At 61.9% G+C, this 24,012-nt stretch carries 29 protein-coding genes; 11 read left to right on the top strand and 18 right to left on the bottom strand.

All coding sequences use genetic code 11. The annotated features are described in order from the left end of the window. Window positions 1-48 precede the first annotated feature (48 nt). The 4 genes from trxA to yrfG all read right to left on the bottom strand — a co-directional run bounded on the left by trxA (window position 49) and on the right by yrfG (window position 2,883). On the bottom strand, window positions 49-378 hold the full coding sequence (gene trxA, locus BWR02_RS08935) for a thioredoxin TrxA (protein ID WP_201276208.1): 330 nt from the start codon (window positions 376-378) through the stop codon (window positions 49-51). Window positions 379-570: 192 nt separating this feature from the next. After that, a complete protein-coding gene (locus BWR02_RS08940; RefSeq protein ID WP_162560080.1) occupies window positions 571-1,359 on the bottom strand; it encodes a lysophospholipid acyltransferase family protein in 789 nt (262 codons plus the stop codon). Then, window positions 1,334-2,122, bottom strand: coding sequence for a GNAT family N-acetyltransferase (locus BWR02_RS08945; protein ID WP_236102066.1), 789 nt, complete (start codon window positions 2,120-2,122; stop codon window positions 1,334-1,336). Before BWR02_RS08945 ends, BWR02_RS08940 begins: the two co-directional genes overlap by 26 nt. A gap of 107 nt (window positions 2,123-2,229) precedes the next feature. After that, window positions 2,230-2,883: a GMP/IMP nucleotidase gene (gene yrfG / locus BWR02_RS08950; RefSeq protein WP_139557394.1), complete on the bottom strand. Its 654-nt coding sequence runs from the start codon at window positions 2,881-2,883 to the stop codon at window positions 2,230-2,232. Window positions 2,884-2,950: 67 nt separating this feature from the next. On the opposite strand from yrfG, the gene cysQ reads away from it, so the two are divergent. Continuing rightward, the gene (gene cysQ / locus BWR02_RS08955) at window positions 2,951-3,769 is read left to right on the top strand and encodes a 3'(2'),5'-bisphosphate nucleotidase CysQ (RefSeq protein ID WP_139557395.1); all 819 of its coding nucleotides are present in this window, start codon (window positions 2,951-2,953) and stop codon (window positions 3,767-3,769) included. An 8-nt stretch (window positions 3,770-3,777) separates the two neighbouring features. On the opposite strand, the gene BWR02_RS08960 is transcribed toward cysQ, so the two are convergent. Both BWR02_RS08960 and BWR02_RS08965 read right to left on the bottom strand, forming a co-directional pair. After that, complete coding sequence (locus BWR02_RS08960) at window positions 3,778-4,848, bottom strand: MJ1255/VC2487 family glycosyltransferase (protein ID WP_139557396.1); 1,071 nt, start codon at window positions 4,846-4,848, stop codon at window positions 3,778-3,780. Continuing rightward, window positions 4,848-5,378, bottom strand: coding sequence for a phosphatase PAP2 family protein (locus BWR02_RS08965; RefSeq protein ID WP_139557397.1), 531 nt, complete (start codon window positions 5,376-5,378; stop codon window positions 4,848-4,850). Before BWR02_RS08965 ends, BWR02_RS08960 begins: the two co-directional genes overlap by 1 nt. 161 nt (window positions 5,379-5,539) lie before the next feature. On the opposite strand from BWR02_RS08965, the gene BWR02_RS08970 reads away from it, so the two are divergent. Continuing rightward, window positions 5,540-6,277 (top strand): pteridine reductase, encoded by a 738-nt coding sequence (locus BWR02_RS08970; protein ID WP_139557398.1) that lies wholly within the window; start codon window positions 5,540-5,542, stop codon window positions 6,275-6,277. Here BWR02_RS08970 and folK read toward each other — a convergent pair. Then, window positions 6,270-6,767, bottom strand: a complete 498-nt coding sequence (gene folK / locus BWR02_RS08975; RefSeq protein ID WP_139557399.1) for a 2-amino-4-hydroxy-6-hydroxymethyldihydropteridine diphosphokinase — start codon at window positions 6,765-6,767, stop codon at window positions 6,270-6,272. The two genes, BWR02_RS08970 and folK, sit on opposite strands and share 8 nt — an antisense overlap. After that, window positions 6,760-7,119, bottom strand: coding sequence for a dihydroneopterin aldolase (gene folB, locus BWR02_RS08980; RefSeq protein ID WP_139557400.1), 360 nt, complete (start codon window positions 7,117-7,119; stop codon window positions 6,760-6,762). Before folB ends, folK begins: the two co-directional genes overlap by 8 nt. Window positions 7,120-7,196: 77 nt before the next feature. Here folB and plsY point away from each other — a divergent pair, with 77 nt between their 5' ends. Further along, on the top strand, window positions 7,197-7,781 hold the full coding sequence (gene plsY, locus BWR02_RS08985) for a glycerol-3-phosphate 1-O-acyltransferase PlsY (protein ID WP_139557401.1): 585 nt from the start codon (window positions 7,197-7,199) through the stop codon (window positions 7,779-7,781). Window positions 7,782-7,822: 41 nt separating this feature from the next. On the opposite strand, the gene tsaD is transcribed toward plsY, so the two are convergent. Then, window positions 7,823-8,854 carry a tRNA (adenosine(37)-N6)-threonylcarbamoyltransferase complex transferase subunit TsaD gene (tsaD, locus tag BWR02_RS08990; RefSeq protein WP_139557402.1) on the bottom strand — a complete coding sequence of 344 codons (1,032 nt, stop codon included), beginning with the start codon at window positions 8,852-8,854 and terminating at the stop codon, window positions 7,823-7,825. Between the two features lie 90 nt (window positions 8,855-8,944). Between tsaD and rpsU the strand changes: the two genes are divergently transcribed. From rpsU to rpsT, 4 genes are all read left to right on the top strand, one after another. After that, window positions 8,945-9,178 carry a 30S ribosomal protein S21 gene (gene rpsU / locus BWR02_RS08995; RefSeq protein ID WP_129884048.1) on the top strand — a complete coding sequence of 78 codons (234 nt, stop codon included), beginning with the start codon at window positions 8,945-8,947 and terminating at the stop codon, window positions 9,176-9,178. A gap of 21 nt (window positions 9,179-9,199) precedes the next feature. Then, complete coding sequence (locus BWR02_RS09000; RefSeq protein WP_139557403.1) at window positions 9,200-9,661, top strand: GatB/YqeY domain-containing protein; 462 nt, start codon at window positions 9,200-9,202, stop codon at window positions 9,659-9,661. Window positions 9,662-9,702: 41 nt separating this feature from the next. Continuing rightward, on the top strand, window positions 9,703-11,502 hold the full coding sequence (gene dnaG, locus BWR02_RS09005; protein ID WP_139557404.1) for a DNA primase: 1,800 nt from the start codon (window positions 9,703-9,705) through the stop codon (window positions 11,500-11,502). 63 nt (window positions 11,503-11,565) lie between these two features. Then, the gene (gene rpsT, locus BWR02_RS09010) at window positions 11,566-11,856 is read left to right on the top strand and encodes a 30S ribosomal protein S20 (RefSeq protein WP_139557405.1); all 291 of its coding nucleotides are present in this window, start codon (window positions 11,566-11,568) and stop codon (window positions 11,854-11,856) included. On the opposite strand, the gene proB is transcribed toward rpsT, so the two are convergent. The 4 genes from proB to rplU form a co-directional block, all read right to left on the bottom strand. Further along, window positions 11,849-12,973, bottom strand: a complete 1,125-nt coding sequence (proB, locus tag BWR02_RS09015; protein WP_139557406.1) for a glutamate 5-kinase — start codon at window positions 12,971-12,973, stop codon at window positions 11,849-11,851. The two genes, rpsT and proB, sit on opposite strands and share 8 nt — an antisense overlap. After that, window positions 12,942-13,988 carry an Obg family GTPase CgtA gene (gene cgtA, locus BWR02_RS09020; protein ID WP_139557407.1) on the bottom strand — a complete coding sequence of 349 codons (1,047 nt, stop codon included), beginning with the start codon at window positions 13,986-13,988 and terminating at the stop codon, window positions 12,942-12,944. The genes proB and cgtA overlap by 32 nt, the downstream gene beginning before the upstream one ends. A gap of 139 nt (window positions 13,989-14,127) precedes the next feature. After that, entirely contained in the window at window positions 14,128-14,382 is a 255-nt protein-coding gene (rpmA, locus tag BWR02_RS09025; protein ID WP_129884042.1) for a 50S ribosomal protein L27, read from the bottom strand. A gap of 22 nt (window positions 14,383-14,404) precedes the next feature. Continuing rightward, entirely contained in the window at window positions 14,405-14,716 is a 312-nt protein-coding gene (gene rplU / locus BWR02_RS09030; protein WP_129884041.1) for a 50S ribosomal protein L21, read from the bottom strand. Window positions 14,717-15,741: 1,025 nt separating this feature from the next. Here rplU and BWR02_RS09035 point away from each other — a divergent pair. Together BWR02_RS09035 and BWR02_RS09040 are read left to right on the top strand one after the other, a co-directional pair. Then, window positions 15,742-16,647, top strand: a complete 906-nt coding sequence (locus BWR02_RS09035; RefSeq protein ID WP_139557408.1) for a TIGR01777 family oxidoreductase — start codon at window positions 15,742-15,744, stop codon at window positions 16,645-16,647. A 103-nt stretch (window positions 16,648-16,750) separates the two neighbouring features. Continuing rightward, on the top strand, window positions 16,751-17,707 hold the full coding sequence (locus BWR02_RS09040) for a UDP-glucose 4-epimerase family protein (RefSeq protein WP_139557409.1): 957 nt from the start codon (window positions 16,751-16,753) through the stop codon (window positions 17,705-17,707). 16 nt (window positions 17,708-17,723) lie between these two features. On the opposite strand, the gene BWR02_RS09045 is transcribed toward BWR02_RS09040, so the two are convergent. Then, complete coding sequence (locus tag BWR02_RS09045) at window positions 17,724-19,058, bottom strand: nicotinate phosphoribosyltransferase (RefSeq protein WP_139557410.1); 1,335 nt, start codon at window positions 19,056-19,058, stop codon at window positions 17,724-17,726. Further along, complete coding sequence (locus BWR02_RS09050; protein WP_139557411.1) at window positions 19,058-19,660, bottom strand: isochorismatase family protein; 603 nt, start codon at window positions 19,658-19,660, stop codon at window positions 19,058-19,060. The genes BWR02_RS09045 and BWR02_RS09050 overlap by 1 nt, the downstream gene beginning before the upstream one ends. Before the next feature lie 137 nt (window positions 19,661-19,797). Between BWR02_RS09050 and BWR02_RS09055 the strand changes: the two genes are divergently transcribed. Beyond that, window positions 19,798-20,007 (top strand): heavy-metal-associated domain-containing protein, encoded by a 210-nt coding sequence (locus BWR02_RS09055; protein ID WP_139557412.1) that lies wholly within the window; start codon window positions 19,798-19,800, stop codon window positions 20,005-20,007. Window positions 20,008-20,266: 259 nt separating this feature from the next. Beyond that, entirely contained in the window at window positions 20,267-21,244 is a 978-nt protein-coding gene (locus BWR02_RS09060) for a malate dehydrogenase (protein ID WP_139557413.1), read from the top strand. A gap of 25 nt (window positions 21,245-21,269) precedes the next feature. Here the strand turns inward: BWR02_RS09060 and BWR02_RS09065 are convergent, their stop codons facing one another. The 3 genes from BWR02_RS09065 to BWR02_RS09080 form a co-directional block, all read right to left on the bottom strand. Continuing rightward, a complete protein-coding gene (locus BWR02_RS09065) occupies window positions 21,270-22,100 on the bottom strand; it encodes an NYN domain-containing protein (RefSeq protein ID WP_139557414.1) in 831 nt (276 codons plus the stop codon). 571 nt (window positions 22,101-22,671) lie between these two features. Next, a complete protein-coding gene (locus BWR02_RS09075; protein ID WP_201276209.1) occupies window positions 22,672-23,295 on the bottom strand; it encodes a urate hydroxylase PuuD in 624 nt (207 codons plus the stop codon). A 202-nt stretch (window positions 23,296-23,497) separates the two neighbouring features. Then, window positions 23,498-23,941, bottom strand: coding sequence for a DMT family transporter (locus BWR02_RS09080; protein ID WP_139557416.1), 444 nt, complete (start codon window positions 23,939-23,941; stop codon window positions 23,498-23,500). Between the last annotated feature and the right edge of the window lie 71 nt (window positions 23,942-24,012).

A 24,012-nucleotide genomic window follows, 5' to 3' on the forward strand; every position in this document is an offset into this window, starting at 1 on the left:
GTCCACCGTGATCGGACGAGAGGCAGCCTGTGGCGAAGAGCCGCAACGTTACAGGTGCGTATCCAGGAAAGCGGTCAACTGGGACTTGGACATCGCACCGACTTTGGTTCCCTCGACCTCGCCATTCTTGAACAGCATCAGGGTGGGAATACCGCGAACGCCAAACCGTTGCGGCGTTGTCGGGTTGTCATCGATATTCAGCTTGGCCACGGTCAGTTTGCCGGCGTAATCGGCGGCGATTTCGTCGAGTATCGGCGCGATCATCTTGCAGGGCCCGCACCATTCGGCCCAGTAGTCCACGAGCACGGGTTCCGGAGACTTGAGAACCTTCTCCTCGAACTCTCCATCGGTCAAATGCACAATGTTCGCGCTCACCATTAACTCCTTGATCTCAGCACCAATTCGCAATCGGGTCCGGGCAACGCCACGGACCGGAACCACATGTCGGCAGAATGTGCGGGAATTTGAGCCTAAACGGGGCGATTTTGCAAGCCCAAGGAGCGCTCGCAGAACGAGCCGAGCGGCTCCGAGCGAGGCCTGTAGCCTGGATGCCCGACCACGCGGCCAGCTTCAGCAGCGGTTCCGCCGCAAACCGGGAGCGAGAGGGTCTGCGGGTTCACCCCCCAGCCCCGACACCACATGTGAGCGGGTCAGTACTGCCAGTTCATCCCGAGCCTTTCCGCTGGCGCTGACTGGCGGACAGAAGCTCAACTCAACGGCGACGCGCCGTTCCCCGAGCAAGCGCCAAAGATGCGGCAGAAAGTCATCCTCCCCGACGAACGGAACATGCTCGCAGCCTGCACCGTGATAACGGATCGCGACCGGTTGGACCTGGGCGCCGACCCGCACGGCCGGCCCGAACAGCCTTGCGTGGAACCGCAAGACTGTGGCTCCGGTACTGCTTGTACCCTCGGGGAACAGGGCGACGGCCTGCCCTTGCCGCAACAGCCAGGTCATCCGGTCGGCCACCAGGCCGCTGCTCGCCAGATCTCCGCGACTGACGAGCAGCGTACCCGTACCCTTGGCCAGAAAGCCGACAAGCGGCCAGGCTCCCACTTCACGCTTGGCAACGAAGGTCAACGGTCGGCAGGCACCGAGCAGCACGATATCCAACCAGGAAACATGGTTGCTCACCCACAAAACCGCGTCAGCAGACGGACGCCCCGAAACCCGCACCCTCACGCCCAAAATGCTCAGCAGACCGCGATACCAGGCCACTTGGACAGCCCCTTCCAAGCGGCGGGCGGGCGAGAGCGGAAGACAGCGAAACACCGGGAACAGCAGGCCGACTGCCGTCATGCCGGCGGCGAACATGAGGCCGATCAGCGCGGCTCTAGACCATTGCAGAAATCGTCGCATGCTCGGTTTCCTTGAGTCCGACGAAGCGGCGCTCGTAACGTTCCGCCAACCGGTCCAGCGACAGCAGGACGAAAACATCCATGACGTTGAAATCGGGATCCCAGCAGGGATCGCCGCAGACCCAGGCGCCCAGCCTCAGATACGCCTGCAGCAGCGGCGGAATCCCACTCTCATCACGCTGGCAACGCTGTTGCGCGGGCACCGGGAGACGCGACCGCACGCCCAGTTCAACCGGCCCCAACTGCGCCGGCGACAATTGGCTGTAGACCGCATCGACCGCAAAACCGCTAGGGCCGGGCGGGATGCTCGCGCAACCCATCAGATAATCGAAACCTCGCTGCGTCGCATAGTCGGCCAGTTCGGCCCAGAGCGCCGTAATGATGACGCCGCCACGATATCCGGGCGCTACGCAGGTTCTCCCGATCTCGAGGAAACGTCCGGGACGCGCCAGCAGTCGGTCGAGTTCGAACTCGCTCTGCGAGTAAAATCGCCCGAGCCGCCTGGCCTCGGTGTCGCGCAACAGCCGCGTACAGCCGATGACTCGATCGGACAACTGATCCACGACGACCAGATGATCGCAATAGGCATCGTATTCGTCGCAGTCGAGACCCGGCACCAGCGTGTGCAGACGCGCCCCCATCTCTCCGGCAAAAACCTGGTAGCGCAAAGCCTGCGCCTTGTGCACCAATTCTCCATCGCGCGCCAGGAACGTGGCGAAGCGCCGCGATCGGGACGGCCGCGCCCCTGCAGTTGAGTCCAGCACTGTGCAATCTCCCGCGAGTTGGTGAACATCACGCCACCTTAGGGCAGGCGCGTGACAACTTGCGGAAGCTCCGATGACGCTTAGATGAAACCGTGCGGACCCGAGTCTCAGTCGGGCATGACGGCGCGCAGGTCGTCGACTGCGGCAAAGTCGTCGATCTGCCGCGGTGGTTGATTGAGGTCCGGCCTGCGAATCGCTATGGTCTGGCCTATCCCATGACGCCGGGCGGATTGGAGCACCGCGAGGCTGTCATCGATGAGCACGCTCCGGAGCGGCAGGAATGGCTCGACTTTGCGCAGCCGCGTCCAGAAAACAGACGACTCTTTCGGCATACCGAGTTCATGCGAACAAATCTGTGCCGCGAAGAACCGATCCAGGCCGGTGCGGTCCATCTTCAGCGAGAGACTGGCCGGGTGGGCGTTGGTGACCAGCACGACGCGCACCGGGAGTGCCTGCAAGGCGCGCAGGAAAGCTTCCGCGTAAGGCATCACCGTAATGGCGGATGCGATTTCCCGCTTGAGCGCGATCAGGTCCATCCCGAGTTCCGCGCTCCAGTAGTCGAGGCAATACCAGGCCAGCGCACCCTCCTGGGTCTGGTAGCGGGCAGTAATCCGTGCCTGCGCATCCGTAAAGCTCAAGCCGCGGGCTTCGGCATAGCGACGCGGCACCAACTCGCGCCAAAAATAGTTATCGAACCCCAAGTCCAACAAGGTGCCATCCATATCCAGAAACACCGTGTCGATGCTGCTCCAGTCAATCATCGGTTATGATCCTCCAAAGAAACATGATCCCAATCCGACGAACGTGAGCAGCAAGGGAACCTATTCCATGCCAATATCCAGAGAACCATCGCACTATCTCGAATCCGTTGTAGCCTTGACGCGCGAAGCGGGAAAGAAAATCCTCGACATCTACGGCACCGACTTTCTGGTCGACCTGAAGGGTGATGATAGCCCGTTGACACAGGCTGATCTCGCGTCGCACGAAAGCCTGGTCCGCGGTCTGGCCACCCTACACCCCACTCACCCGATCATCTCCGAGGAGTCCACGGCCGTCGCGCCGGAGATCCGTAAGGCCTGGCAATCCTGCTGGATGATCGACCCACTCGACGGCACCAAGGAATTCATCAAGCGCAACGGGGAGTTTACCGTCAATGTCGCGCTGATCTTCGACCGTCAGCCGGTACTCGGCGTGGTTTACGCGCCTGTGCTCGACCTCACGTATTTCGCCGCGGAAGGTTGCGGCGCCTACAAGCAGAGCGGAGACGAGGTTCCGGAGCCGATCCGCGTCAGGGACCGCCGCGGGGATAGGCTCACGGTCGTCGGTAGCCGCTCGCACCAGACCGAGGAACTGATGCAGTACCTGACCCGACTGGGGGATCACGACCTGACATCGATGGGCAGCTCGCTCAAGTTGTGCCTCGTCGCCGAGGGCGCCGCGGACATCTACCCGCGTATCGGCTTGACCTCGGAATGGGATACGGCCGCGGCGCATTGCGTCGTGCGTGAAGCGGGCGGCCGAGTAACGGATCTGAAGGGACAGGAACTTCGCTACAACGAACGGGACACCTTCCTGAATCCCTATTTCCTGGCGTTCGGTGACAAGACCACAGACTGGTGCCAGTACGCGGAAGGGATCGCTGGCTGACCGAGCGTCTAGCCGAACTTCCGCAACTGCGCGGGCCCCGCCACATCGCCGGCGCTGTAAACGACACGTTCCCAGACTGACGCTACCCACAGGGGATCCACTCGAAGATCCCCTCCCAGCAGCCACTCCACCACGGCCTCGGCGACGCGCGGATAGACCACGCGTCGCGCCTGGCCGTGCTTCAGCCAGAAACCGACGCTTGCCTCATCGAGATCCGGCATGACCGTTCCGAACCCGAGTTGCTCCAGCGCGAGCGCATTCGACAGCTGCTCCAGCTGTGCGTGCAGCGGCTTGACCATAAGCTTCTTGCCCATTTGCAGCGCCTCGCTGGCAAGCTCGAAACCGGCATTGCAAATCACACCCGCGCAGTCACGCAGGTCATTGTGAAACCCATGTCGCGACGGTGGCCGAACATGGATATGGCTCGGCTTGTCAGCGACCGGACCGGCCCCGTAGACATGGAACTGAAATTCCCTGAAGCCCTGCAGCAGTCGCACGGTCATCCGCGCATCTTCGAAGGGCAGATAGACGAGGATCTTCTCCGGCAGGACGCGATCGGGCTCAGCTGGCGTCTCGATGATCGGCGGGAGAATGGGCTGGTCGAAGTGATGCCAGTGCAAGCCGAGACTGATGCTGGCCGGGGCGAAGGACTTCATGACCGTCCGCGCCAGGAAATCGTCGCCGGTGCGCGGAATCGGGAACGCAAAAGCATACTGATGCCCGATGCCAACCGCCCGTACGCCCCTGAGTTTTGCCGCCCAGGCGGTCACGGGTTCGAAATCGGTGATGACCAGATCGTATTCCCTTACCGCCAATCTTCGCACATCCCGAACAAATCCCGGCAGATCGTTATGAAGGGCGGTCTTGAAATAATCCACCTGACCCGCGTGGGTCTGAAAGGTCAGCCCGGCGCGCCATTCGAAATCACCGAAAATTTCCATGTCGAACAAGCGCGACCACGGTCGTCCGGTAAACAAGAAGGTGACGTCGGCCCCGGCCGCACGCAGCAAAGGCGCCATGACCCGAGCGCGCGTGATGTGGCCATTGCCGGTCGCCTGAACGCCGTAAAGGATCTTCACTAGCCCAGCACCCGCAGACTCACCGCCGCAACCGTGATGCCCATGGTCATTCCGACCAGCACGTCGGTCGGGAAATGCACTCCGAGAGAGATCCTGGACAAGCCGACCAGGCAGGCCCACAGATAGCCTGGCCATAGCAGCGCGGGGCAGAAATAGCCCAGCAGCGTCGCCATCAGGAATGCGGCAGAGGTGTGCCCGGAGGGAAAACTGAAGCGGTCCGATGGAACGATGAGACTACGAAAGTTCGGCAGCGCCTGTTGTGGCCGCCCCCGCCTGAAGCCCTGCTTCAGCAGCAGGTAACAACTCCGCTCGATGACGAAGGCTGCCATCGCGCATGACAAGAACAGGGACGCGGACGGGAGTTCCGACCGATAGCCATAGCAGTAAAGGCCGATCAGTAGGTAAAGGTATCCGTCGCCGGTGCGCGAAATCCACCGACTGACGCGAGCGCAGCGGCTAACCGGCCGGCAACCCATGAACCAGTTGAACATGACGACGTCATATTGATGAATTGTCTGGATTAGCTTCATGATCGGATCCTCAGCGCCATTGTCAGCGCGAGACAGTAGGCTTACCGCATGAAACTATTCGGACAATCACTTGACCGTTCAGTGACAGAATGCAGACAAAGCGCCATGAACACGCATCCAAACGCGCCCAGATTTGACCTTCATGCCGGAGGGATCGCCCCATGAGTGCGGCCCGGGTCGCGTTGATTACCGGCGCAGGACGGCGGCTCGGGGCTGCGATTAGCGCGGGCTTGCATGATGCCGGCTACCACGTCGTGCTGCATTGCAGGCAGTCCGTAGCCGACGCCGAGGCACTTGCGGAAACGCTAAATGCGAAACGGATGAATTCGGCGCGCGTCATTCAAGGCGATCTGCGGGATGTCGCCGCACTCCCGCAACTGGTCGCGACCGCCTTCTCGTTCTGGGGCACGCTGGATGTGCTGGTCAACAACGCGTCAGCGTTCTATCCAACGCCATTCGAGACAGCGACCGACGCGATGTGGGAGGACCTGCTCGGCACCAATCTCAAGGCCCCCTTCTTTCTGGCCCGGGCGGCCGCACGCTATCTCACGAGTACCGGCGGAACCATCGTCAACCTTTGTGACATCCACGCCGAACACACCCTCGAAGGCTATTCCATCTACAGCATCAGCAAAGCCGGCCTTGTGGCGCTGACCAAGAGCCTAGCGAAAGAGCTGGCCCCAAGCGTTCGCGTCAACGGCGTTGCTCCCGGTGCCATACTCTGGCCGGAAAGCGCATCGAATCCCGACGAGGAAACGCAAATCCTCGCACGAGTGCCGCTGGCGCGCATCGGATCTCCCGGCGACATTGCGAACGCGGTAGTATTCCTGGTCGATCGGGCACCCTACGTCACAGGACAGATACTGGCCGTCGACGGCGGGCGCAGTCTGTTCAATTAGGCATGAGCCGCAGGTCCAGACGCCGCTGCCGCACGCAGCGCTTGTCGAACGCGGCCCACAGTGCGGCGAAGCTGGTACCCAGCTCAGGGTGGACAAGATCCGCGGCCAATTCGGTCAAGGGTTCCAGAACGAATGCATAGCGCGTAATGTCATCCCGGGGTATGCGAAGGCTCCCGGCCTCGAACACCGCGTTACCGTAGAGCAGCAGGTCGAGATCAAGCGTACGGGCTGCAAACCTGTCGTCGGCGCGGATTCGCCCCACGTCGGCCTCGATCATCGTCAGGCGTTCCGCCACTTTCAGCGCTGGCAACTCACAGTCGAAACCGACGACTAGATTCAAAAAAGGATCACCAACAAAACCAACGGCTTCGCTCTCGTAAACGCTGGACAAGCGCAGCGGACCGAATTCCCGACCGAGTCTCTGCAGGCCGGCACCGATGCTCGATTCCCGGTCGACGTTGCTGCCGACACCGACGAAGATCTCAGGCACCCGAGCCTCCGCGCTCGATGATGATGCCGACGTCACTCGCGCCGCTGATGGCCCCTTTCTTGTTCACGGTCAGGCGCAACCAGGGTATGGCAAATTCCCCGAGCAACAGGTCGGCCACGCGTTCCGCCAGCGTCTCAACCAACAGAAACTCGCTGCTTTCCACGAATCCAATCAGGCGCTTCGACAACGCCTTGTAATCCAGTGTGTCGACAATGTCGTCCGATGCCGCGGCTTTGCGGATATCGGTCCCCATCTCGAGATCAAGGATCACGACCTGCTTGATCAGGCGCTCCCAGTCGTAGATGCCAATCGTCGTCTCGATCTGGAGTCCGCGTAGAAATATAATGTCCACCGCTATCTAATCCCCTATGTTTCTGCCGGCATTGGTAACACACAACTTCGCCGACTGACAACCGACAGACCGCACTCATGATCAACTGGTTCCTAGTGCCCCTGGCCTACCTGCTGGGCTCCGTGTCGACGGCCGTCATCGTCAGCCGGATCGCCGGACTGCCGGATCCACGCGAGCAAGGGTCGAAAAATCCCGGCGCGACGAATGTGCTTCGTCTTGGCGGCAAAAAGGCTGCGGTCATCACCTTGCTTGGGGATGCCGCCAAAGGGTTGATGCCGGTCCTGATCGCGAAAGGTGTCGGCGCGGAGCCTATCGTTATCGCGGCGACCGGACTCGCGGCATTCCTCGGCCATCTGTTCCCTGTATTTTTCGGCTTCAAGGGCGGCAAAGGGGTTGCGACCGCACTGGGCGTGCTGCTCGGCTATTCGAGCTGGGTCGGACTGGCTGCTGCAGTCACTTGGCTGGGCATGGCCGCCGCATTCCGCATTTCCTCACTGTCGGCCCTGGTCGCGTCACTGCTGGCCCCGACCTATTCCTGGTTCCTCGTCCGGTCACCCGAACTGACAGTCGCAACGGCGACGATGTCGGCATTGCTGATCGTTCGCCACCGGGCCAACATTCAGCGACTGCTACGCGGCGAAGAGGGCCGCATCGGCCGCTGAGGGCGCTGGCACAACGGCTACTGGGTCGCCCGGAAACGGGCTCACAGCGGAGCCAGGGTGTCCAACGGCCAGCGCGGGTAAGCCGCAATCCGGAGCGGCTCGGCCTGTCCGGCCAGGAGTCGCTGGCACCCGGCATAGGCGATCATGGCACCGTTGTCGGTACAGAACTCGAGCCGCGGGAAATAGACCCGAACCCCCTCCTCCTCAGACAGCACGCGCAGTGCGCTCCGCATCGCGCGGTTGGCGCTGACGCCACCCGACACGACCAGGCGTTGCAACCCTGTTTCGCGCAGCGCCCGGCGACATTTCACCAGTAGCGTCTCCACCACGGCGGCCTGAAACTCAGCCGCGACATCGGCACGTACGTCCGCGTTGTCGGGGTGGGCCGCAAGCACCTGCAGCACGTGGGTCTTCAGCCCACTGAAGCTGAAGTCGAGGCCCGGACGGTCGGTCATCGGCCGCGGGAAACGGAACCGTCCGGGCATACCGCGCTCCGCCAGCGCCGCCACTGCGGGTCCACCCGGGTAACCGAGTCCGAGCATCTTGGCCACCTTGTCGAACGCCTCACCCGCCGCGTCATCCAAGGACTCGCCGAGAATGCCATAACGACCGATGCCGGCAACGTCGATCAACTGGGTATGCCCTCCGGACACGAGCAAGCAAAGGAATGGGAACTCCGGCCGATCTGCCTCCAACAACGGAGCAAGCAGATGCCCCTCCATGTGATGTACCGCCAGCGCCGGCACATCCAGGGCCCAGGCGAGCGCCCGGCCAGCGGCCGCGCCGGCCAGTAAGGCCCCCACCAGCCCGGGTCCGGCCGTGTAGGCGACACCATCGAGATCCGAGCGCCCGAGCCCGGCCGCCGAGAGCACCTCGCGCAGAAGCGGCAGAAGCTTGCGAATATGGTCTCGGGACGCCAGTTCGGGAACCACGCCGCCGTAGTCCGCGTGGAGTTGAACCTGACTGTGGAGCGCGTGCGCCAGCAGGCCGTACCGGCTGTCGAAGACGGCCAGACCGGTTTCGTCGCAGGAGGTTTCGATCCCGAGCACCCGAAACGAAGTGTTGCTTTGCATGACCACCCGTTTATAATCTCCAGTTTTTCCAGGTCGGGCTGTCTTCAGGCCCGTAATTTGAGTAGCTTGAGGAGCCCCGGGAAGTCATTCATGCCGTCCATCAGAATCAGAGAAAACGAACCTTTCGAAATTGCCATTCGCCGCTTCAAACGTGCCTGCGAAAAGGCTGGCGTACTGTCCGAAGTGCGGCGCCGTGAATTCTACGAGAAACCGACCGAAGAGCGGAAACGGAAGGCAGCAGCAGCCGTAAAGCGGCATTTGAAGAAGCTCTCCCGCGAGCGTTTCGCATTGCAAAACCTTCGTAAGGGTCGTCCCCAGGTCTGATTCGCCGGTGCGCACACCCGCATGAGTGACTCTTCCCCCACACTGAAGGAGCGGCTACAGGCCGACGTGAAGTCGGCAATGAAGTCGGGCGACAAGGCGCGACTCGGCACGCTTCGGCTCGCCATGGCGGCGATAAAGCAGCGTGAGGTGGATGAGCGCATCGAACTCGACGATACGGCAGTCATTGCCGTTCTCGACAAGATGCTGAAGCAACGACGGGAATCGATCAGCCAGTACGAAAAAGGCGGACGACACGACTTGGCCGAAATCGAGCGCGCCGAAATCGACGTGCTCCAGCCGTTTCTCCCCCAACCCTTGAGCGAAGCCGAGTTGACCCGCCTCATCGAGGACGCGTTGGATCGGACGGCCGCAAAAGCCATCGGCGACATGGGAAAAGTCATGGCAATACTGAAACCTGCCCTGCAGGGACGCGCCGATCTGGCGGCCGTTAGCAAAACCGTTCGCACCCGCCTGGGAGCGTGAAGCGCGGGCAGGCAGACCCCATCGAGACCCGCCGCAGCTAGATGGCTGGACGCTTCTCACCCCAGTTTCTCGAAGACCTGCTAGCGCGCATCGACATTGTCGATCTGATCGACTCCCGAGTCAGCCTCAAGGCCAGCGGCACCAACTTCACCGCCTGCTGCCCCTTCCACACCGAAAAGACCCCGAGCTTCACGGTCAACCGACCGAAGCAGTTCTACCACTGTTTCGGCTGCGGTGTGCACGGTGATGCGATCGCTTTCCTGATGGCCTTCGAACGCCTGTCGTTTCCGGAAGCAGTCGCCAGCCTGGCACACAGCGCCGGTGTCGCACTGCCCGACACCCCTCCGGACGACCCGCGTCTTGCTGCCGAGCGGCGCCGCACGCAGAAGCTCTTCGAAATCCAGGACCGCGCTGCGCAGTTCTATGCACGCCAACTCAAAAGCCACCCGCATGGGCGCCGAGCGCTAGATTACCTAAGGCAACGCGGCATCAGCGCGGCGAGCATCGACCGCTTCCGCCTGGGTTATGCACCGCCCGGCTGGAGCAACCTGCCGCCTGAGTGGGACCAGGACGACCTGCGGGAAGCCGGCCTGACGATCGCCCGAGAGACTTCGCAATACGATCGCTTCCGTGACCGGATCATGTTTCCGATTCGCGATCGCCGGGGACGCACGATCGGCTTCGGCGGCCGGGTTCTGGATGACTCAACGCCTAAGTATCTGAATTCCCCCGAGACCGCGATGTTCAAGAAACACCGTGAGGTCTACGGCCTGTCCGAAGCGCTGGAAGCCCAGCGTAATCCGCAGCAGTTCCTCGTCGTCGAAGGCTACCTGGATGTCATTGCGCTGGCCCAGTTCGGCTTCACATCCGCGGTGGCCACGCTGGGGACGGCAATCTCCGAGGACCACATTTCCCTGTTGTTCCGCCACGCCGACGAACTCGTGTTCTGTTTCGATGGCGACGCCGCAGGGATCAAGGCCGCCTGGAAAGCGGTGCTGGCGACCCTCCGCATCCTACCGGACGGCAAGACGACGCGCTTTCTCAGGCTGCCCGACGGCCACGATCCGGACTCCCTCGTGCGCCAGGAAGGCATGGAGACCTTCGGGAATCGCGTTGCCGCAGCGCCCCCCTTGTCCGACTACTTTTTCTCCGAATTGGGGCGGACCACCGCCGATCTGAATACGATCGAAGGACGCGCGAAACTCATCAAGATCGCGACACCGCTGCTGCAGGGCATCAAGCCTGGCCCCTTTCGTCAGATGATGCTGGGCAAACTCGGGGACTTGACCACCCGGAAGGGAACGTCCGTTCCAACCCGGCGCTGGCAGGGGCGCCCACAGCGCCCCGCATCCTCACCCCGCCCCTCGGTACTGTTGCGTATGTTGTCGCTGCTCATAGCGCATCCGCGCCTGGCCAGCCTGATCGACGAGGACAGTCAGGCGAGCGCGGCCGCAGACCCCCGCCTGGGGCGCCTCTTCACGGCGATCATGTCGTTCCTGAGCGCACACCCGGCCGCAGCCGACACCGACCTCCGCGCCTATCTGCTGGGCATGCCCCAAAACGCGTTGATCGACGAGCTGCTAGCGCAGGATGCACTCGTGCCCGAAGGGGGTCTGGAGGCGGAGTTCGAGGGGAGTTTGCGACGCATCGTGGCACAAGCCCTCGACAGGCGTCACGACGAACTGATTCAAGGGTCGCGCTCCCGCGCTCTCACACAGGACGAACGTACTGACCTCCGCCAGATCGATGAACTGGGTCGGAAACTGCTGTCCGGCGGACTAAACGCGCAGGAGCGCGCGGAGATACGACGCCTGATAGCCCGAATCGACCGCCAGATTTGACACATCATGCACCGACAGCGATAATTTCGCGTTTTCAGTCTTTCCAAGAATCGAGGTTTCGCTTTGGCCAACATTGCCTCCGCCAAAAAACGCGCTCATCAATCCGAGGAACGCCGCGCTCGCAACATGGCGCAGCGCAGCCGCCTCCGGACCTACATCAAGAAGGTTTTGCTCGCCGTGGAAAGCGGTGACGTGGCTCAGGCTCAGACCGCCTTCCGGGAGGCTGTACCGGTGATTGACTCGTCGGTGAACAAGGGCCTGATCCACAAGAACAAGGCGGCCCGCAGCAAGAGCCGTCTGAACGCCCGCGTCAAGGCGCTGGCGCTTGGTTCAGCAGCATCAGCCGCTAGCTGACCACGAGGTTGTCGCGGTGGATGAGCTCCGACTCGTCCACCCAGCCCAAACAAGCCTCGATTTCGCTGCTCGGCCGCCCCATGATGCGCTGGGTTTCGTCCGCTCCATAGTTGACCAAACCCCGGGCGATCTCAACGCCACTTGAATCGAGGCAGGCCACCAGATCGCCGCGCCTGAACTCACCCTCGACCGCGGTCACACCAATGGGCAAGAGGCTCCGCCCCTCGCCACACAAAACGCGCACGGCGCCGTCGTCCAGGCGAACCGCGCCCTTCAATTTCAGCTGACCCGCCAGCCAGCGCTTGCGCGCCAGCATGGGTGAGATATCCGGAATCAGGAACGTTCCGACCTCCTCACCGCGAAGGACCCGAGCCAGCACCTCGTGCTCGCGACCGCAGGCAATCACCGTCGCGGTACCGGAACGCGCCGCCAGACGCGCCGCCCGCAGCTTGGTGATCATGCCACCGCGACCCAGACCACTCCGACTGTCACCGACCATGGCCGCGAGGCCCGGATCGTTGATGCCGGCCTGCGTGACCAATGCGGCGTCCGGATACAAGGTCGGATCCCGCTCGAACAGGCCCTGCTGATCGGTGAGGATGATCAGCAACTCCGCCTCGACCGAATTCGCCACCAAGGCCCCGAGCGTGTCGTTGTCGCCGAAGCGGATCTCATCGGTTGCGACCGCATCGTTCTCGTTGATGATCGGCACAGCGCCAAGCCCCAGCAGCGTTAGCAGCGTACTACGCGCATTGAGGTACCGCTGTCGGTCCGACAGATCGTCGTGGGTCAGCAAGACCTGGGCGGTAGGTAGCTGGTGCATCTGAAACAAGGTCTCATAGGTCTGCACGAGACCCATTTGCCCTACCGAAGCCGCGGCCTGCAGCCGATGCAATGAACGAGGCCTTACCTTCCAGCCAAGCCGGCTCATTCCCTCCGCAACCGCGCCCGACGACACTAGAACGACCTGGCGCCCGGAGCGACACAGCTGCGCGATTTGGTTTACCCAGCCCGTGACAGCCGAGTGATCGAGGCCGCGCCCGCCGCCGGTCAGCAGCGCGCTGCCGATCTTGACGATGACGCGTTTAGTCCGGTGAAAGTCCGTCCGGCTCTGCATATTCCGTATCCGCGCGTTCGAGAAAACTCATGATGTCGAAGACCATCTGTCGCAAACCGTCTCCGCGCAAAGCGGATATGCGGTAAACCGGACCTTGCCAGCCCAACGCCGCAATGATCTCGTCACAGCGCGCCGCCGCCTCGACAGCGGTCCAGGTATCGAGTTTGTTCAGCACCAGCCAGCGCGGTTTCAGGTCGACACCCTGCCCCCATTTAGCGAGTTCGGCATCCACTTTGGCGAAAGCGGAGATCGGTTCGTCATCGCTGACGATGCCCACATCGAGCACATGCAGCAACAGATGCGTGCGAGCGAGATGGCGGAGAAACTGAACGCCGAGCCCTGCACCTTCGGCCGCCCCCTCGATCAGCCCGGGAATGTCGGCCACCACGAAACTCTGCTCGTCGTCGACGCGGACCACGCCGAGGTTGGGATGCAGGGTCGTGAAGGGGTAGTCGGCGACCTTTGGCTTTGCTGCGGAGATAGCCCGAATCAGGCTCGATTTCCCGGCGTTCGGCAGGCCGAGCAGGCCGACATCTGCGATAAGTCGCAGTTCGAGCAGCAGATCGCGCTTCTCGCCAGGAGTGCCAGGGGTCGCACGCTGTGGCGCGCGGTTGGTGCTGCTCTTGAATCGCGTGTTGCCCAGACCGTGGAAACCGCCTCGCGCCACCATCAACCGCTGCCCGGCCACCGTCAGATCGCCCAGTTTTTCGCCGGTCGCCAGATCGTGCACTACCGTTCCCACCGGCACCCGCAACACACAGTCTTCGCCGCGGGCTCCGGTGCAGTTCGCTCCGCCGCCTTTCTCGCCCCGTCCGGCGCGATGCACCGCGTGAAAACGGAAGTCGACCAGAGTGTTCAGGTTCTCGGCGGCGTCCAGTATGACATCCCCGCCGTCCCCGCCATCACCACCGTCAGGACCACCGAAGGGGACGTATTTCTCGCGACGAAAGCTGACGCAGCCGTTGCCGCCGTCGCCCGCTTCGACCCGAATGCGAACTTCGTCTACGAATTTCATTCGTGCATAGAAAAAGCCCCGACAGCCGGGGCTTCTTGAGTTACTGCGCGCCGTTTCCGCGCGAGGCAGGACCGAACGGCGGCACGACAACCGTCAATCAGTGCCGTGCACCGACGCCCGCCAGGCACCGCCCAGCGGATCAAGCGACGATGCTGACGTACTTCCGCTTGTCCGCACCCTTCACCCGAAACTGCACCTGACCGTCGGCTAGAGCGAACAGCGTATGGTCCTTGCCCAGGCCAACGTTTTCACCGGGATGGAACTTCGTTCCACGCTGCCGGATGATGATGTTTCCGGCTTGTACGAACTCACCGCCGAAACGTTTTACGCCCAGCATTTTGGGCTTCGAATCGCGACCGTTACGGGAACTGCCGCCCGCCTTCTTGTGCGCCATGGGTAGATCTCCTGATTGCTGGCTAGCCCGAGATGCCGTCGATTCGGATCTCGGTGTAGTTTTGGCGGTGCCCCATCTGCTTCATGTGGTGCTTGCGGCGCCGGAACTTGATGATTCGGATCTTCGGATGCCGACCGTGGGCGGTGACGGTCGCGGTGACCTTACCGCCTTCGATGAACGGCCGGCCGACCCGGTTACCCTCTTCGCTAGCGATCATGAGCACGCGATCGAGTTCGATGACCTGACCTGCCTCGGCGGCGAGGGTTTCGATCCGCAGGGTCTCCCCTGGCGCCACCCGGTACTGCTTGCCACCCGTTTGAATTACCGCATACATGCCAACTCTCCGCGTCGGTTTGTTACCGAAAGCCGCGCATGATACAGCGCAAAGCCCGCGAGCGTCAACGACAGCCGGCACCGCACACGTTCGTTCGCACGCGCCGCTCCGGGCTCCGCGCGAGCCGGGCTGCTCGTGACCCTCTCCGTGCTTGCATTTTTTGGGAACATTCTTTATAAAAACGCGGTGCCCTCCGGGCATAAACAAAGAAGCTTGTTATCTGACTTCGTACTAAGAAAGAGGAGGATTTATGAAAAAGGTACTGGTCCTGCTGAGCCTGGTCATGATGTCTCTGGGCGTCGTGGGTTGCGGCAACTCTCCCGATGGCGACAAGCAAAAGCTCGAATCTTCGTTCAGCTCGCTGCGCTGATCTTCGCTTCCGGATTGCCGGTTGCCTCGCCTGAACAACAACGAATCGCTTACTAGCGAACAAACCACAAGCGAGAGGCAACGCGAGAGAATAGAGCCCGAGCATAGACTCGGGCTTTTTTATGGCCAAAGGCCTCCTGAGGAAGGGTCTGAAGGGCGACGACCTGGGGAATCGGCGTACCCCAGACCATCCGCCCCCATCGCTTTACCTAGGCCGCTGACGCGTTTCTTCCTTGACAGCAGGTCAGCAACGGGTAACATATCGCCGCGATAGCAGCCGGATATCAATCTGCAGCCTATTCTGACTAAAATCCACTCAACTAAGGTAGGTAAAAATGGGAGCTATACTCGATCTGGTCGAAAAAATGAGATCCCCGATGGGCATCGTCGTCACGATTGCCATCATTGCTATTGGTGTATTCTTCATTCGTTGGGTGTTTTCCGACAGCGACAAGCAGTAAGCTGCGGGTGCGAGGCAAGCGTAGGGCGTGCCTCCGGAACAGCCGCATTAGTTTGCGCGTCTACTGCCCTTGCCCCGCAACGTTTCTGTCAGATAAAGCTGGAGCATACCGGCTTCAGCACGAAGAATTCGGTCAGTCAATATGGCCCTCGGCGTTGGCGTGTTGCGACCCGCGATCTTTTCCGGATAGTTTTTCATGCTAATCCTGGTCACGGGCGGGACCGGATTCATCGGGCGCTCTCTCTGCAACCGACTGTTGGCCGAAGGCCACGCGGTCGCTGTACTGAGCCGGCAGCCCGCCGCAGTGGCGGGCCTGTTCGGTTCGAACGTCACCCCTATTCAGCAGCCGGCCCTCGCCAGCATCCTGCAACGGTGCGACGCCGTCATTAATCTGGCTGGAGCGCCGATCTTCGGCCCGCGTTGGTCCGCAGCGCGCAAACGCGTGTTACTCGACAGCCGGGTCACTCTGACTGATCAACTGGTTTCCGTGATGGCAGACCTGCAGACGCGGCCGCGCATCCTGCTCAGCGGATCGGCGATTGGCTACTATGGCGATCAGGGCGATGTGTCGCTCTCCGAAGCCGCCACTCCTTCCGGCGGATTTTCCCACGAGTTATGCGCCGCCTGGGAACGAGCGGCTGGCTGGGCTACCGAACTCGGCGTCCGAGTCTGCACGCTGCGAACGGGACTGGTTCTGGGGCCGAAAGGCGGCCTTTTACAACGCATGTCGCTACCGTTTCGGCTGGGTCTCGGGGGTCGTCTCGGCACCGGTCGGCAATGGATGTCCTGGATTCACATCGACGACCACGTCGAGGCGATGCTTGCGCTGTTGAAAACGCCGCAAGCTCAAGGTCCCTACAATCTGACCGCGCCGACCCCCGTCCAGAACCGCGTGTTCACCGAAGCGCTCGCGCGCCAGTTGCATCGGCCAGCGATAGCCCACCTTCCGGCGCCGCTGTTGCGATTGCTGCTCGGCGAAATGGCGGAACTACTCCTTGCCAGTCAGAGGGTCGTGCCGCAACGCTTGACGGAGGAATTGGGCCTCGTGTTCAAGTTTCCAACGCTGGAACTTGCGTTGTCCGACTGCCTAAAGCCGTCCTGAACCGGTCTGCCCGGCGCGTCTCGCACGGTCGCCGTTTGACCTGTGACCGCACGATTTGACGGGACGCCGGACTTTCTCGTAATGCTAAACCGGATATGAGCCAGTGCGAGTCCTGATCACGGGAGCCTCCGGCTTCGTCGGGCGTGCGCTCTGTCACACCCTGGGCCATGCGGGCTTGTGCGTCCGAGCCGCCAGCCGGAGGCCGCAGTCTGTCTCCGAGGATACCGAGGCCGCGTTGGTCGAGGAGCTCGGACCGGACACCGATTGGTCCGCGGCACTGGCGGGCGTCGATGTCGTCGTACATCTGGCCGCCAGAGTGCATGTCATGCAAGACCCATCAGCCGACCCGCTGGCTGAGTTCCGCCGGGTCAATGTCCTGGGCACGCAGGCGCTGGCGCGCGCCGCTGTGCGATCCGGCGTTCGCCGCCTGGTTTTCGTTAGTTCGATCAAAGCCATGGGAGAGCGGACACTGCCCGGACAGTCGTTTGACGAGAACGCTCGCGCCGAACCGCTCGATCCCTACGGCATCTCGAAGCGGGAAGCCGAACAAGCGTTGACCGAAATCGCCGCGGAGACCGGTCTCGAAGTCGTCATCGTCCGACCGCCGCTGGTCTACGGACCGGGAGTCCGCGCCAATTTCTTGGGCCTGATGAAGCTTGCGTCGCTCGGTCTGCCGCTGCCGGTTGCCCGCCTCGACAATCGCCGCAGCCTCGTCTACCTGCGCAATCTGTGCGACGCGCTATTGCGGTGCACCCTCGATCCACGCGCTGCCAATCAGCTGTTTCTGGTAGCCGATGATGAACCGCTCTCGACGCCCGATCTGATCCGCGCACTAGCGCCGTCACTGGCGGCCAAAGCACGGCTGCTGGCCGTACCGCCTGCCGTGCTAAGGGTTGCTGCGATCCTGACCGGCCAGTCGGCCGTGTTTTCGCGACTCTCCGAGTCGCTCGTCATCGACAGCCGCAAAATTCGCGAGCATCTCGACTGGACGCCGCCGTTCTCGGCGCGGGAAGGGCTGGCCGTGACCGCACAGTGGTACCGAAGCCACGGGAACGCCTGATCTGCTGCCAGGAAGCTCAGCGGCCGCTCTGTTCCATCGCATCCACCATCTCGGCGAGCGCGTGCCCCAATAACACCGGATAGGGCTCCGCCCGTTCCAGTGCATGCAAGGAATCCGGCAGTTGCCGCAACTGTTGGGCCACTCGCGCGCGAATTTCCTTGAGTGGTTCAGTTGCCGAGATCCGTTGCCCGCCGCGCATGACCTCAGTCAGCAACGGCTCCCCCTCGGCCGCATGATCACACAGCTCGATGACGTCGTGCCGCATCAGGCCGCCCTCGTCCAAGGCACGAAAAACCTGCTTTTGCCCCGGCAGCGTCTGACGGCCAGGAGAGCGTTTGCGGCGCGGACGACCCGCATACTCTTCGAGTTTGTAGGCGCAATTCAGCACCGGCACATCCGCCGACGTCACAAGCTGTGTCCCTATCCCAAAGCCGTCGATCGGCGCCCCGGCCGCCATGAGATCATGGACGGCATACTCGTCCAGATCCCCGCTAACCACCACCTGGCATTGCGTCAGTCCCCCTTTGTCCAGGATGTCCCGGGTGCTGCGCGAGAGAGTCATCAGGTCACCGCTGTCGATCCGGACTCCCTGGATACCGAACCCCTGCTCGAGCAGGCCCGGTGCCAGCTGGACGAGCGTCTGCGCGGCCCGCAAGGTGTCATAGGTATCAATCAGCAGAACCGCTGGGTCCGGCTGCGACGTGACGAAACGCACAAAGGCCTCGGCTTCGCTGTCATGGGCCATCACATACGAATGCGCCATCGTCCCAAACAGCGGAATGCCGAAACGCCGGCCTGCCAGCACATTCGATGTCCCTGCAAAACCTGCGAGATAGCTCGCGCGCGCCGCCAACAGACCGGCTTCCGCCCCGTGAGCTCGGCGCAGGCCGAAATCGACCACGGTCCGGCCACGCGCAGCGATCACCGAGCGTACGGCTTTCGATGCGATCATCGTCTGGAACTGCAGTAAGTTGATCAGGCGCGTTTCGACAATCTGAGCCTCGGGAAGCGGCGCCGTGATCCGTACCAGGGGTTCGTTCGGGAAGCAAATCGTGCCTTCCGGCATTGCCGAAACTTTGCCCGTGAAGCGCAGTTCTCGCAGATACTCGAGGAAGTCACCGGCAAAATGACCCGTGGATCGCAGCCAGTCACAATCCTCGGCGCTGAACGCCAGCCCGGACAGAAACTCAAGCAGTTGTTCCAGACCGGCCGCGACGAAAAAATTCCGTGACGACGGAAGCGAGCGAATGAAGAACTCGAAGCTGGCCGTTTGGGTCAACGATTCACGGAAATACCCCTGCAGCATGGTTAGCTGATAGAGGTCTGTCAGCAGCGCATCGCCTGCCGCCATCACAACCCCAACTGATCCAAGGAAAGGAAACGTGCTCCAGCCGCGGTCATGCGTTCGATCGCCCGTGCGCCGTCGCCCGGGTGCAGGTCCATGGCAGCAATCGCGTCGACCAGCACGACCACGGCGTAGCCTCGGTCCAGTCCATCCAGCACCGTCTCGAGCACGCAATACTCAGTGGCAAGCCCACCGACGAACAGCCGATCGATCCCATTGCGTGCGAGCCTGACTTGCAGACCGTCGGCGCCGAAACCCGAGAAATCTTCCCGATCGGGCGTCACGGCCTTGTCGACGACAGGACATTGCTGGGGCAAAAGCAGCTGTTCCGGGAAACGGGCACCGGCACTGCCCGCGACACAGTGTACCGGGAACGAACCGCCCTGTTCCCGAAATGAACAATGGGTTGGCGGATGCCAATCGCGCGTCGCAATCACTATCAGGCCATGCCGCGCGAAAGCGGCGACGTAACGGTTCAGGGGTTCGATCACCCGATCGCCGTCGGGGACCGGCAACGCGCCGCCTTCCAGGAAATCATTCTGCACATCGATGACGATCAGCGCGTCACCGACGCCCAATTCCAAAGACTGACTGTGCTGCTGCGACATGCACACACCCATCGAGAAACCATGCCGGACACGTTATGCCGGTATAATTTCAAGTCTCGGCTGGCGACTCAAGCCCGGAGCCGCCAGACACCCGGGAAGCTACGGTCAGCCCCACCAAAACTGAAGGAGAGCGCATCATGACGACGGTCCAACTGAAGGTACAGGGAATGAAATGCGGCGGCTGCGAAAACAATGTCAAGGAAGCGGTCGGTGCGTGCCCTGGCGTCAAAACGGTGAATGCGTCACATAAGGAGTCCCGGGTCGAAGTCGAATACGACGAAGGCATCGCCGATGTGGCGGCCATTCGCAAGGCCATCGTCGACCGCGGTTTCGTGGTGGCCGACTAAGCGGGAATTCGACCCGGGCCTGTGTCCCGCCCAGACCCGGGCGCCTCTTGCATAACACACGTCCCGATTGCTTTTCCATGGCACTTGGCGTCCAATAGCGCGCCGTGATGACGCTGCCTCGACGGCCCCCTGCCGCCCGAGACGGCCAGATCGCCTCGCTTGCACCACAAAACCGCGGCCACTCGTTGTGACAGAGGGCGGTTACGAGACACCCCCCCGGGAAACGCCAAAGGAATGACTTGAATTAACGAGGCAGCCTATGAGACCACCGGTACACATTGCCGTAACGGGCGCCGCGGGACAGATTAGCTACGCCCTGATCTTCCGCCTGATCGCCGGTGACCTGCTCGGCCCCGAACAGCCGATCGTGCTGCGCTTACTGGATGTGCCGGATGCCGTCGGCGCCCTGCAGGGCATCGTCATGGAACTGGTCGACTGCGCCTCCCCGCTGCTGGACGACGTCGTCATCACCAGCTCGCCCCAGATCGCCTTTCAGGATGCGGACCTCGCGTTTCTGGTCGGTGCCCGACCGCGCACTCAAGGCATGGAACGGCAGGATCTGCTGATCGTCAATGCCGGTATTTTTTCGGAACAGGGCAAGGCGCTGAACGAAACCGCGAAGGAAACGATCAGGATTCTGGTTGTCGGCAACCCAGCCAACACGAACGCCCTGATTGCCATGACCAATGCCCCGAGATTACCGCCGGCCGCATTCTCCGCGATGACGCGCCTCGACCACAACCGCGCGGTAAGCCAATTGGCGATGAAATGCGCCTGCACGGTTGCCGAGGTACGCCGCGTTGCGATCTGGGGCAACCATTCAACCACCCAGTTTCCGGACATTCATCACGCGCTCATCCGCGGACAACCGGCGCTGGACTGCGTCGACTTCGACTGGTACGCGCAGGATTTCATCCCCACGGTGCAAAAACGCGGTGCGGTCGTCATCGAGGCCCGCGGCAAGTCGAGCGCTGCTTCAGCCGCCAACGCCGCGATCGATCAGATGCGGAACTGGCTCTATGGGACGCCGGACGGTGACTGGACCAGCATGGCGATTCCATGCCAGGGCCAGTACGGCATGGCAGACGACCTGGTCTTCTCCTTCCCGGTGACCACCCATGACGGCCAGTACCAAGTTGTTCCGGGACTCGAACTGAACGAATTCAGTCGCAAGCAGCTCGCGCTCACCGAACGGGAGTTACTGATCGAACGGGAGATGGTAGCCCACTTGTTGTGAGCGCCTTTGCCATGTTTGCGTTCGGTCAATCTTCGCGATTCAGCAGCTTGACAATGTAGCCACCGGATTTCTCATCGTATTCCAGGCCGAGCAACTTACGGTTCTGCGCCTCTTCCAGCAGTTTTCCGAAAGTCCGGAAGCCGTGATAGGTTTCGTTGAAACCGGGATTACGGCGCTTCAAGGCCTGCTTGACCATTGAACCCCAAACCTTCTCCTCTTCCCCGCGTTCCTCGCTCAAGTCATCGATGGTGGCCATGACGAGATCGAGCGCCTCCTGCTTTTTTCGCTCTTCGTCGTTTGCCTTGTCCTCACCGGATTTCTTCTGGCTGGGCTTTTTCTCCGCCTCAGGTTTGACCTTGGCCTTTTGACTCTTTTCGGCGCCGCGGACCAGATCATCGTAAAAGATGAACTCGTCGCAATTGGAGATCAAGAGATCGGAGGTCGACTTCTTCACGCCGACGCCGATGACGAGTTTGTTGTTTTCACGGAGTTTGCTGACCAGCGCCGAAAAATCCGAGTCGCCGCTGATGATGACGAAGGTATCGACGTGCGACTTCGTGTAACACAAGTCCAGTGCGTCGACGACCATGCGGATATCCGCCGAGTTCTTGCCCGACTGGCGCACATGCGGGATCTCGATCAGTTCGAAGGCCGCCTCGTGCATGCCTGCCTTGAATTCCTTGTAACGGTCCCAATCGCAGTAGGCCTTCTTGACCACGATGTTACCCTTCAAGAGCAGACGTTCCAGGACCTTGCGAATGTCGAAGGCCGCGTACTTGACCTCACGCACGCCCAGGGCAATGTTCTCGAAGTCACAAAAGAGCGCCAGGCTCTGGGTCTTTAGCTTTGCAGTCATGCCATCTCACAGGTAAAGAGTGAAGAAAGGTGCCGTCCAGGCAGGATGGGGCAGATCGGCGTCAGCCCGCACGAGCAAGTCGGCCGCGACGGCGGACGAGTCCGATATTGGCGCGCCCGCGCTTGGGCCCTAGCACTGGAAACTCGATCTCGCTCTGTGATCACCGCGACCGGCGGGTGGATCCGGACGGTCCAGCTGCGCACCCGCGGGCAAGCGTTCGGGAAAGTCGGGGTTGGCGAGAAATGAATGGCCGAAAGCGATGCAGTCGGGACGATCTCATTGACCGCCGCGGCCTTCCCCCCTTCTCCGGGCGCTGCAGCCTCGAATGCTGCCCGCTAGGCGAGAGACCATTTCGGCCAAGGCTAGTGTCCGGTGGCGTGATCAAGCCGGCCGTCTCGGGGAGGCGCCGAATCGCGGGATCGCATATGCCGCCGGCGGAGCCCGGCGCTTGGCGTGTGGCCGAATAAGGCGGATCCACGAACCGCGGACCCGCCCTGTTGTCATCTGGTCCGCCGGCGACCGATACGAGCCGGCCGAGCCGCGCCCGGTCTCGCGGGCGAAGCCAGCGCAGCTAGCCGAGATTCTGCGCAGCCACCATGAAGTACAACATCGGGATCGACAACATCGTGTTGAAACGGCTGGTCAGCATCGCAGTTCGGGCTGCCGCCTTCTTCTCATCATCGGATGCAGCGACCATACCCAGCGCTTTCTGTTGGTTGGGCCAGATGATCATCCAGACGTTATAGGCCATCACAAGCCCCAACCACATGCCGACACCGATAAAGGTCGCCTTGCCCCCCTTGAAGTAGCCGAGCAGCATGGCTTCCAGAATGTATTCGTTCAGCGCGGCGAGAATGAGTCCGGTCACTAGGGTTGCGAGCGCCGCCCATCGAAACCAGAACAAGGCCGTTGGCGCGATGACCTTGCCGATCGCCGGTTTCTGCTCATCCGGAATCTTGGGCATGGACGGAATCTGGACGAAGTTGAAGTACCACAACAAGCCAATCCACATGACACCGGACAGCACATGCAGCCAGCGGAACAGGAACGTCAGCCACTCCCTGGACATCTGGAAACTGCCCGTGACGAAAGCCAGGATCACCAGGATACCGGCGCCGAACATCAGTGCACGTTCCAGTTTGTCGAGGCCAGCCTTGCCTAGGCTATTGATCAGGATGAGCATGACATTTCGCATCGTTCTCCTCTCCCCTGTAGTCTGATGATGTTCTTCGAGCCGGCGCTCAAAAGGCACCGGAGGGCACAGAGTAGTCGGTTGTCGAGCGCACCGCAAATGCCGCAGATATCTACTCAACAATTCAGCGGACGTGCTGGCGCTTGGACTGGAGCCGGGAGCGCCGGAAGCCAGTTACCCCCTGGGATCGCTGCCGCATCAAGTGTCAATTCCGCGTCATCAGCACTACGCCAGCCATCAGCAGCAGCGCACCGAGCACGCGAGGGCCGCTGAAGGGCTGCAGGGGCAAGCCCAGCCAACCGAAGTGATCGATCACTAGCGCAGCCACGAGTTGGCCGGCCACCGTGACGGCGACCAAGGTCGCCGCGCCCAACCGCGGCGTCACCAGGATCGCCGTCACCACGTAGAGCGCCCCGAAGAGACCACCGAGCCAAGCCCACCACGGCGCCAGGACCGCGCTCCGCAGATCGGCCCACGGTATGCGGGTCAGCCCGGTGTAGGCAACCAAGGCCAGCGTGCCGACGACGAATGAAATCAGTGCCGCCAGCACCGGACTGGTCATGCACTGGCGGAGCTGCGCGTTCACGGCCGCCTGTATCGGCAGCACGACCCCTGAAAAGAGGCCTATCAACACATAAGTCCACTGCATCCGTGGTTACTCCTCGGTTGTGACACAACCGCCGACCTTCAGGGATCGGCGCGATGCGCTGTCGTTGCCTC

The sequence above is a fragment of the Methylotetracoccus oryzae genome, assembly GCF_006175985.1.
In the GTDB taxonomy this organism is placed as follows: Bacteria; Pseudomonadota; Gammaproteobacteria; order Methylococcales; family Methylococcaceae; genus Methylotetracoccus; species Methylotetracoccus oryzae.